The following is a 9,166-nucleotide window of genomic DNA, read 5'->3' on the forward strand; positions in this document are numbered from 1 at the left end:
GCCGCCGACGAAGCCTGCCGGCGCACGCAGGCCGACTGCCGCCGCGCCGCCGCCGCGCGCGCCGAGCGCGAGGACGCGCCGGCCACCGCGCGCCACCCCGACACACTGCCCGGAGCCCGACCATGACCCCACGCCCTGCCCGCACCGTCTACCTCGTCGACGACAACGCCGAGTTCCGCAGCAGCGCCCAGTGGTGGCTGAGCGGCGCCGGCTACCGCGTGCACGACTTCGGCGACGCCCAGGCCGCGCTGGACGCGCTCGACCGCCTGGCCGCCGAGCGCCCCGATGAACTGCACCGCGCCTGCCTGCTGCTGGACGTGCGCATGCCGGGCCTGAGCGGCCTGGACCTGCACGACCGCCTCGCCGACCGCGGCCTGACGCTGCGCCCGGACCTCGCCGCCGAAACCCCGGCCGCGCCCCCGTCGGCGCCACCGCTGCCGGTGGTCTACATGACCGGGCACGGCGACGTGCCGCTGGCGGTGGCGGCGATGCAGAAAGGCGCGGTGACGATGCTGGAGAAGCCGTTCGCCGACGACGCGCTGGAGCAGGCGCTGGAGCGTGCCTTCGCGCTCGCCGAGTCGGCCTGGGCGCGCTGCCAGGTGGCGTCGGTGTTCACGCTGCAGCCGCCGGACGTAGCCGCGCCGGGCCTGATGCAGATGGCCGAGCCCGACCCGGGCGACAGCAGCCGGCGCGAGTACCAGCGCCGCCTGGAGTCGCTGTCGCCGCGCCAGCGCCAGGTGCTGCAGGGCATCGTCGCCGGCAAGCTGAGCAAGCAGATCGCCTGGGAGATCGGCCTCAGCGGCAAGACGGTGGAGTTCCACCGCAAGTGCCTGATGGAGCGCATGCAGGCGCGCAACGCGATGCACCTGCTGCGCATGGCGGTGTCGCGCAGCGTCGACGTCGCCGACACGCTGGTGGCCTGACGCGCCGGGGCGGCGCGTATTACTCCAGGCGCAGGCCGCCCGGCCCGAAGCCGACGCGCTCGGCATCGGCCTTGAAGAACTGGCGCAGATAGCCGCGCGCGGCCTCGCGCAGGCGCTGCTCGGTGGCGGCGTCGGGCTGCTGCTGCAGCGCCATCTGCGTGCCGGCCATCAGCATGCCGAGGATGGCCATCTGCTCGTACATCTCGCGCCGGTCGAGCATCGGCGCGTCGGCGAGTTCGGGCTGTGACGCCAGCAGCGAGCGCATCTGTGCCACCACCGGCGGGAAACGCTCGTCGGGGAACGAGCGGTTGTGCAGCCCCATCCAGCTGGCGACGAGGAACGAGGCGAGCGCGCCGCCCAGGTCGCCGCGCGGGATGCCGAACTGCTTCTCGATGCCGCGGTAGCGCACCAGCAGGTCCTCGAACAGCGCCTTGGCCTGCGCCTGCCGCGCCGCCGGGTAGTGGGCCGCCAGCTTGGCCGGCATCGTCGCCGGGCCGCGGGTGGGCACCAGCAGCGCCGAGGCCGAGTCGGGCTCGCGCGCGGCTTTCGTCGCCGCCTGCAGGCGCTGCGGCGTGTGCAGGTCGTTGACCAGCGTCTGCGTCAGGTAGCTGGAGGACAGGAAGTTGGACATCGGCGCGCCGACATAGGCGTAGCCCGGGCTGTAGGACTGCGCCGCGGCGGGTGGAGCGGCGAGCGCCGCCCCCCACACGAGAACCATACCGCCCAGCCAGGCCGCCGAGCCGCAGCGTGGCGCATCGCCCGCCGCCTTCGAGGCCCGCGCGCGGGCACGCTCCTGGGACATCAGCACGCTCCTGTTTGGCGGATCCGGGACGGCTGGCCGGCCAAGGCCGGAATCGCCACCGGTCCAGGTTTCAGTTCAGTCTCAGCCCCTCGGGGCCGAGTTGCACACGCTCGGCATCGACCGCCAGGAACTGCTCGAGATAGCGCTTGGCCGCCTGTTCGAGATTCGCCACCGCGACACGGTCGGGCTGGCGGTCCAGCGCCATTCGGGTCGTGGCCATGAACATGCCCAGGATCGACAGCTGCTCGTAGGTGTCCTGGCGGGCCGGGGCGGTGGCCACGCGCAACTGCGGCAAGGCAGCGAGTATCCGGCGCGACTGCTCGACGAGCGGCGGGAAGCCGCTGTCCGCGGCGGGCCGCGCGCCGGGCACCGAGGCCTGCAGGAGCTGCTGGTTCAGCACGCCGCCGGTGATCATCAGTGGCGTGCCGGTGTAGGCGGGATGTGGATCTGCGCCGCGGCGGGCGCGCAGCACAGCATCGAAACTACCGACAAGGCCAAGTTCCACGAAGGCCGTGCCCGGCCCGGGCACGAACGGGTGCACGTCACCGGGTCCAGCCCCGCAGGTCGCAGCCCAGCGCCTCGCGGCGCCCGTCCCCGTCGGTGACGGTGAACGACGCCGCCCCCGCGCCGACGCGGCGGGACGTTGATGGGGCGACGTAGAGATCGCAGCCGCCGATCGGGGTGCCCGAGCAACCGGTCGAGGTGCAGCCGTTCGCCGGGTCCATGTCGAAGGCGAAGAAGGCGCCATCGGGGGACCACACCGCGTACGAGGTCAGTCCGGTGTCGGTGAGCTGCTCGAGGCCGCTGCCGTCGGCCGCGGAGATCCAGAGGTCGGTCGACCTGACGCCGCCATCCTCCCAGAGCACGTTCCAGCGCGTGATGACGCGCTGGCCCGCGGGGTCGACCCAGAGGCCCGCCGGCGTGCGGCCGCTGACGCTGAGCTGCGCGACCGCGGTGTCCGGCAGCGCCGGCGTGCCGATGCGCAAGCGGCCGTCGGCACCGAGGTGGAGAACACGTCCGTCGGGCAGCCAGTCGGCCGCCGCCTGGACACCCGGATAGGTGGCCAGCGTGACGCGGCCGTTGAAGTCGATCGCGATGAGCACGACCTGATCCGAATCGACGCCACCGGCGCTGGGCGACCAGGTGAGGATCATGCGGCCCAGTTGCACGGGCGACGGCCGCACGCGCCGGACGTAGCCGTCGAAGGTGGCCGCATCGACGCGCTGCCCGGCGCGGGTGTAGATCGACACCGTCGAGAAGTCGTCGTTCAGGTCGTACTCGTAGGTGATGAAGTGCTGGCCGTCGGGGGTCGGCACGGCGGTCTCCACTTCGGACAGGCGCACCGTCTTCGCCCCCGACAAGTCGGAGACTTGCAAGCCGTTCACCGCGTCGAGGCCGAAGTAGTCGTGCCACAGCAAGCCCGACGCGGTGACCTCACCGCCGGAGCCGTTGTCCGGATCGTCCCCGCCGCCGCCTCCTCCGCCACCGCAGCTGACCAGGTGCAGGAGCGCCATCACCACGACACCTCCCGCCAGATATCGCAGGCGCCCGCGGCCTTGAAGTACCTTTCGCCATGCCCGGCTTTCGCTCATCGAATGTCCTCGCAAGTTCTGTCAAATGGAGTTTGAATCGGCACAAAAACGCGGCTGACTCTGCTTGGTGTGCGTGACACGGGCAATCCCGAAACGGTAGTGGCTTGAAAGAGGAGCGTCGCATCGGCAACAGGGCGTTAACGAAACGGCCGCCTGCCCCGGCCTGGTGGCCGACGCCTAGGAGCGATCCCAGCTTTGCGGCCCCGCAGCGCGGCGATGGAATGCGAGCCATCGTGCAGCAGCGGCCATCGGGCCCCTGCCGCGGCGATGAAGCAGGGCCGGGCGGTGTCGATGTCCGGGTCCGAAATTCTCAACTTCGACCGGAGCAAATCCCATGAGCGGAGCACTGAACAGCGTCTTCGGCGGCGGCAACATCCTCGGCCTGGTGATGAATGTCGTCAGCCTGGCTTTCCCGCCGCTGCAGATCGCGATGTCCCTGAGCAATCTCTTCACCCAGACCCTCGGCCAGGCGCTGAATGCCGGCATCGACATCCTGCAGCAGCAGTTCGGGCTGCCCAAGTTCGTCGCCGATCTGGCCAAGAACTTCGTCAACCAGGCGGTGGCGTCGAACCAGAAGGCGACGGATCCGCAGGTCGATCAGTTCGTGGCCGACAAGGCGGGCGCCACGGCGCAAGCCTGGGGCACGGACTTCACCCAGCAGTTCGTCGACAAGGTGGTCGACAACATCAAGGAAGGCAGCGACAGCACCGGCTCGAAGAAGAAGACCGCCAGCAGCTGGCTCGAAGTCATCGCCTTGTCGATGGCCGAGGCGATGTCGCAGAAGTCGGCCAAGATGATCGACCTGTCCAAGGAGATCAAGGACCTCTCGCGCGTCGAGATCGACAGCGACGACACGCAGGGCCAGAAGGAAAACGCGGCCGACATGCAGGCGGCCCAGGCCAGCCTGAACGCCACGGGCAAGGAGTTCGAAATGCTGACCAACACGATGAAGAGCGTCGTGGACAGCATCGGCAACTCGCTCGCGCAGGCCGCCCGCAAGTCGTAGCATCGGGCGCTCCAGCAAAGCGGCGCCTCGCGAGGCGCCGCTTTCTTTGCGTCTGTCGTACGGCAAGGAGTTGCGATGTCGATCCGGATGGTCGTTCTGGTCTCGGTGCTGCTGCTGTCATCGCTGCCGCGCGTGGCGCACGCCTACTGGGGCGTCTACGACGTCGGCAACCTCGCGGCGCTGGACTTCTCGTACAAGCTCAGCCGCATCCAGACCAAGATCGCCGAGCGCGCGGGGAAGTCGGGATCGACCGCGTCCAAGCCGCTGCCGACCGTCGAACGACCGCGCAGTACCGCCGCACGTGAGCTCGCACAGGCCTACCCAGCGGCCGAGCGGGAACGTGTGGCGCAGCTGTTCGCGACGCTCTTGCAGAAGTACGGCGAGATCGAGGACCGCTTTTCCATCCGGCGCGGAGACATCGGCGGCGCACTCGCCGCCTTCATCGCCGGCAACATGATGGCGATGCGGCAGCAGGATTTCCCCGATGAACATTTCGCCGCGCTCGTGCGGCAGATGCGCGAGCACATCGGCCGCGACCCGGCCTACCGCCGCATCGATGCGCACGAAATGCGCCGCACCTACGAGCAACTGGCCATCGTCGGCATGTTCATGGCCGCCACCCAAATGGCGCTGGCGCAGCAGCCCGACGAAGGCTTGCGCGAACGCAGCATGGGCGCCGCACGCCGCTACCTCTCGACCGTGATCCCGGGCGACCTCGACCGCCTGCAGATCACGGCCGACGGCCTGTCCCAGCGCTGAACGCTCCAGGAGCGCCCAGGCCTCGGTTCCCCTGCCGCCGCTGGTGCGCGAACGCCGCTGCCTGCCTCGCGCTGGCCTGGCCGGCTTTCGCGACGGCCTAGGGCCCGATGTACAACATCGGCAACCTCGGCGTGCTGGACTCGTCCTGGCACTACCAGTCGATCCAGTACCGCATCGTCGAGAACGCGCGTCAGCGCAACGCCGGTCGCCAGCCGGCCGGAGCCCATCCACGCCGAGCCGCGAGGCCGTCGCCAGCCTGCTCACCACGGCCGACGGCGCGAGCCGGATGCCGGCCCGCCTGGCAGATGCGCCGGGTGATCGCCTCGCAGCCGGGCTTCGCCTCAGTGCCCGCGCACGAGCGGCGCGAGGCCTATGAACAGCTGGCCATCACCGGCATGTTCATGGCGACGACGCAGATGGGGCTGAAGGCCAAACCCGACGCCGCGCTCGCGAAAAGCAGCCGCGACGCAGCGCGGGGCTACCTGCAGCAGTTCCTGAAGGGCGACGTCGATCGGCTCACGCTGAGCGACGAGGGGCTGGTGCTGCGCTGACGGCCGCCCCCTAGTCACGATCCCAGGTGGGCAGCGCCGCGCCGGCTTCCTAAGCTGCGCCGCGATCGGAGGACCGCGCATGAACGACATCGGCCGACAACCCGCACGCGGGCCGTCGCCGCCGCCCTCGCCGGTGGTGGACGCGACGCTGCGCCAGCTTGACCGCCTGCTCGACGCCTCGGGCCTGGGCTGGGTGAGCCGCGACGAGGTGCGCCAGGCCGCCGGGCTGATCGGCGCACTGCCAGCGCACGACGCCGACGCCGTCGTCGACCGGATGACGGCTTCGGGTGGCCTCGTCACGCTGGCGCACGAGGTGATGGACCGCTCCTGGATCGGCCCTGGGCTGACGGCGGACCAGCGCGCCGACTTCTTCCAGGCCATGGCGCGAAGCCTGGACGGCGACTCGCTGGCCGCGCTGTCGCAGGCCCTGGCCGGCACCGAGGCCGCCAGCGGCGGCTTCCAGCCGGTGACCGAGCTGGGCGCGGCGGTGGCCCGCCACGCCTCGCCGCAAGCCAAGCTGGCCTACGTCCAGGCGCTGGCCGGCCAGACGACCGACAAGCCGCAGCATGCGGTCGGCGGCCTGCTCGAGTTCGACGGTCAGCGCCGCCTAGGCGACGCCGAGGCGCGTGCGATCGCTTCGGTGGTGGCCTCGTTCGGCGACGACCCGGCCTCGGCGCGGGCCGCCTTCGAGACCCTGGCGCGCGAGCCCGGTGCACTCGACGCCGTGATGCTCGCAGCCACCGACACCGAGCAGGACTGGGGCCTGGTCAACAGCTGGCACACGGCCTCGTCGGACCACACCACGTTCCGCGCGCTGATGCAGACCGCCGCGCGCATGGAACAAGGCTTCGCCGTCGGCGCCGACGGCACGGCCGTGCGCGCGCTGGGCGACCGCGTGTTCGACGCCGCAGTGCGCGCCGTGGCCCCGGGCGACGTTCAGGCCGCCGACCTCGTGTTCCGCGCCACGCCGATGGACGCGCACGCCACGCGCATGGCCGAGCTGTCGCAGGCCGTCTACGACCGCAGCAGCGCGCCGGCGGGCGCCACCCGCCTGGGCGACGCGCAGCTGCAGGCGCTGGGGCTGGACCCGGCGCTGCTGCACAAGCCGGCGATCGGCTTCGAGGCGGCGCTGTTCCGCCTGGACGACGGCGGCTGGGTGCTGGCCTTCCGCGGCACCGACGACTGGGCACTGGCGCGCGCGGGCGACGCCGACGACAACCTGGCTCAGGGCCTGGGGCTGGGCTCGCTGCAGCACTCGGCGGCAGCGATCGCGGCGATGGAGGTGGCGCGCGTCGTGCCCGCCGGCCACCTGGAGACCACCGGCCACTCGCTGGGCGGCGGCCTGGCGGCCACGGCCGCCGGCCGGGCCGGCGTGCCGGCCACGACCTTCAACGCCGCCGGCGTCGCCGACGAGACGCGCGAAGGCTACTCGCTGCACTTCGCCGACGGCCAGGTCACCAACTACCGCACGACCGGTGACATCATGAGCTTCCTGAACGGAGGGCCGGTGCCGACACGTTATGCCGACGTGCTGGGGCTGGACCGGCTGCGCCAGTTCCCGGCGTCGGTCGGCAGCTCCGTGGACCTGGGCAACCCGCTGGCGCGTGTGTACCTCGGCGCGCGCCTGGACAGCTGGAACCCGGGCACGATCGCCGAGGGAGGCCGGTTCGGCACGCAACAACATGGTTTGGCGGAAGTCCTGCGGCATCGTGCACCGGCGCCCTAGCGGCGTCGGCGTGGCGCTGGCCACGGGCTTCGCGGCCCTGGGTTTCGCCGCCTGCTCGCCGGCCGCCGCACCGAAGGAAGAACCCGTGTTCATCGACGTTTCCGCCGTCTTCGGCGCCACCGACCAGCGCGACCGCGCCCAGGCCCGTTTCGCCGACGAGGCCAGCCGTCTTTTCCTGCGCCTGGCCGAGAGCGGCGACCTGGCCGCGATGACGGCCCAGGTGCGCGCGGGCTACGCCGTCGACACCCCCGGCGAGCAGGACGTGACGCCGCTGCTGGCCTACGTCGCCTATGTGCGCCCGGTGCGCGCCGACGTCGTCGCCCACCTGCTGGCGCTGGGCGCCGACCCGACACGCTCGCTGGCCAATGGCATGTCGCTGCTCAACGCCGTCGCGCGGGCGCGCGACCCGCAGCTGCTGCCGGTGCTGCTGAAGGCCGGCGTGTCGCCCGATGCGCGGCTGCCGGTGCAGGGCGAGACCTTTCTGTCGGTTGCGATCCGCGAAGGCAACACCGATCTGGCGCTGGCGCTGCTGCAGGCCGGCGCACGCGCCGACCTGCCGACCGAGGACGGCAGCCTGCCGCTGCTGCTCGCCACCGGCATGGGCAACTGGATCGTCGCCGACGCCCTGCTGCGTGCCGGTGCGCGCATCGACGCGCCGCGCCTGGCACACGCGCTCAAACTGAGCCCGCCGGCGCCCGACACGCCGCAGGGCCGCGCGCACGCCGCGGTGGCGGCGCGGCAGCTGCGGCCCTGACCCTGGGATCGGCCCCAGCCTGGGAGCGCTCCCGGCTGGCGACGCGGCGGCCCGCGGCATCGAATCGGGCCTCAGCCGCAGGAGGGCCGCCCGATGAACGCCACCGATTCCGTCTCGCGCAGCGACGCCGCCGGCGCCGCTTCGCGTGTCGAGACCTCCAGCCCGGCCCGCGAGCTGATCGGCGCGGCACGCGATCCGCGCAGCGGCAGCCTGGACACCGCGCGCCTCGGCGCCTGGGTCGCCGACGCCGCGCGCCAGGATCCGGGCCGCGCCGCGCAGGCCTATGCGGCGATCGAGGACGAGCTGACGGCGCAAGGCCGGGTCGGCGAACTCGCACGCTTCAACGCCGATGTCGTCGCCGCCGCCGACGGCGGCTTGCAGGCCCCCGGTGGCCTGTGGGGCGCCGGCCAGGGGATGCTGCAGGCCGGGCGGCAGGTGCTGGTCGACAACCCGATCCTCGTCAAGCAGTGGGAATCGACGACCAGCGCCTGGACCGGGCGCGACGGTTTCACGAGCGGGCTGCGCGAACTGCTCGACCGCAACGGCATCCAGATCTCGCCGCAGGTCAACCCGGTGCCGCCGGGCTCGCTGGGGCCCAGCGCGGGCGTGCCGGCGGCGGTGGCCAACAACACCAATGGCGCGCTGGCACGCGACGCGATCGCCGACCGCTGGCGCGCCGCCGGCTACACCACGCAGACGGAGGTACCGGCCAACGGCGGCGCACGCCGCGTCGACGTCGCGGTCGACATTCCGGCGGCCGATCCGCGCCAGGCCCAGCGGCTGGAGATCGAGAGCAAGGTCGGGCGTGTCGCGGTCGACGGCGACATCCGCGCCCAGGTCGCACTCGACGCCGACGCGCTGCGCGCCAACCAGGCGCTGCGGCGTTCCGGACAGTTGCTCGAAGGCGTCGGCCGTGTCGCCCGCCCGGTCGGGCTGGTGATCGACGCGATCCAGGTCGGCCAGGCCTTCCGCGCCGACGGCAACCAGGTCGGCACGAACACCGGGCGCTCGGCCTCGGGCCTGGCCGGCGGCGCGCTCGGCGGCTGGGGCGGC

Annotated in this window: 10 protein-coding genes; 7 read left to right on the forward strand and 3 right to left on the reverse strand. The window is 72.1% G+C overall.

Going from position 1 to position 9,166, the window contains the following annotated elements:
* Nucleotides 1–122: 122 nt before the first annotated feature.
* Complete coding sequence (locus tag CKO43_RS23805) at nucleotides 123–923, forward strand: response regulator transcription factor (protein WP_200380202.1); 801 nt, start codon at nucleotides 123–125, stop codon at nucleotides 921–923.
* Nucleotides 924–942: 19 nt separating this feature from the next.
* On the opposite strand, the gene CKO43_RS23810 is transcribed toward CKO43_RS23805, so the two are convergent.
* The 3 genes from CKO43_RS23810 to CKO43_RS23820 form a co-directional block, all read right to left on the reverse strand.
* Nucleotides 943–1,725, reverse strand: coding sequence for a DUF6683 family protein (locus tag CKO43_RS23810; protein WP_200380203.1), 783 nt, complete (start codon nucleotides 1,723–1,725; stop codon nucleotides 943–945).
* Between the two features lie 70 nt (nucleotides 1,726–1,795).
* The gene (locus tag CKO43_RS23815) at nucleotides 1,796–2,266 is read right to left on the reverse strand and encodes a DUF6683 family protein (protein ID WP_242481323.1); all 471 of its coding nucleotides are present in this window, start codon (nucleotides 2,264–2,266) and stop codon (nucleotides 1,796–1,798) included.
* Nucleotide 2,267: 1 nt separating this feature from the next.
* A complete protein-coding gene (locus tag CKO43_RS23820; protein WP_200229335.1) occupies nucleotides 2,268–3,239 on the reverse strand; it encodes a TolB-like translocation protein in 972 nt (323 codons plus the stop codon).
* Nucleotides 3,240–3,651: 412 nt separating this feature from the next.
* Here CKO43_RS23820 and CKO43_RS23825 point away from each other — a divergent pair, with 412 nt between their 5' ends.
* The 6 genes from CKO43_RS23825 to CKO43_RS23850 all read left to right on the forward strand — a co-directional run.
* Complete coding sequence (locus tag CKO43_RS23825; RefSeq protein ID WP_200229258.1) at nucleotides 3,652–4,323, forward strand: hypothetical protein; 672 nt, start codon at nucleotides 3,652–3,654, stop codon at nucleotides 4,321–4,323.
* Nucleotides 4,324–4,398: 75 nt separating this feature from the next.
* Nucleotides 4,399–5,082, forward strand: coding sequence for a DUF6683 family protein (locus CKO43_RS23830; protein ID WP_242481325.1), 684 nt, complete (start codon nucleotides 4,399–4,401; stop codon nucleotides 5,080–5,082).
* A gap of 107 nt (nucleotides 5,083–5,189) precedes the next feature.
* Nucleotides 5,190–5,633, forward strand: coding sequence for a DUF6683 family protein (locus CKO43_RS23835; protein WP_242481326.1), 444 nt, complete (start codon nucleotides 5,190–5,192; stop codon nucleotides 5,631–5,633).
* A gap of 79 nt (nucleotides 5,634–5,712) precedes the next feature.
* A complete protein-coding gene (locus tag CKO43_RS23840) occupies nucleotides 5,713–7,359 on the forward strand; it encodes a hypothetical protein (RefSeq protein WP_200380204.1) in 1,647 nt (548 codons plus the stop codon).
* Nucleotides 7,343–8,113, forward strand: a complete 771-nt coding sequence (locus tag CKO43_RS23845) for an ankyrin repeat domain-containing protein (protein WP_200380205.1) — start codon at nucleotides 7,343–7,345, stop codon at nucleotides 8,111–8,113. The genes CKO43_RS23840 and CKO43_RS23845 overlap by 17 nt, the downstream gene beginning before the upstream one ends.
* 93 nt (nucleotides 8,114–8,206) lie before the next feature.
* On the forward strand, nucleotides 8,207–9,166 hold a 960-nt coding region (locus tag CKO43_RS23850; RefSeq protein WP_200380206.1), incomplete at its 3' end, for a hypothetical protein.

It is taken from the genome of Rubrivivax gelatinosus, from assembly GCF_016583785.1.
In the GTDB taxonomy this organism is placed as follows: domain Bacteria; phylum Pseudomonadota; class Gammaproteobacteria; order Burkholderiales; family Burkholderiaceae_C; genus Rubrivivax; species Rubrivivax gelatinosus_B.